Raw genomic sequence first — 356 nt, forward strand, 5'->3', positions numbered from 1 at the left:
ACTTGAATATTCAAGACACTTAACAAGTGTTTTAAGAACTCAATTTTTTTCGTATTAACACAACGACAGACATCATTGTGTTAATTACTATCAGCTTTCCAAATTGTTAAATAACAATGCATACCGGCTCGCGGTGCATGTCGCTCTCCCTTCCCTTACAGGAAGTTCAACAAGCCATCTGTGTGAACACTCAGGCACATGGATGTGCCGTGTGTAAGAAACGCATGGAGCAGTTTCTTACCAACCAAACATCGAGTTAGTCGTATAGGTAAGGAGGTGATCCAGCCCCAGGTTCCCCTAGGGCTACCTTGTTACGACTTCACCCCAGTCATGAACCACAAAGTGGTGAGCGCCCC

Annotated in this window: 1 rRNA gene; it reads right to left on the reverse strand. The window is 44.7% G+C overall.

Annotated features, from left to right (window positions below):
* Window positions 1-269 precede the first annotated feature (269 nt).
* A 16S ribosomal RNA gene (locus M0413_RS22765) occupies window positions 270-356 on the reverse strand; the annotation flags it as partial.

The organism is Shewanella sp. 8A (genome assembly GCF_023475945.1).
Lineage (GTDB): Bacteria > Pseudomonadota > Gammaproteobacteria > Enterobacterales > Shewanellaceae > Shewanella > Shewanella xiamenensis.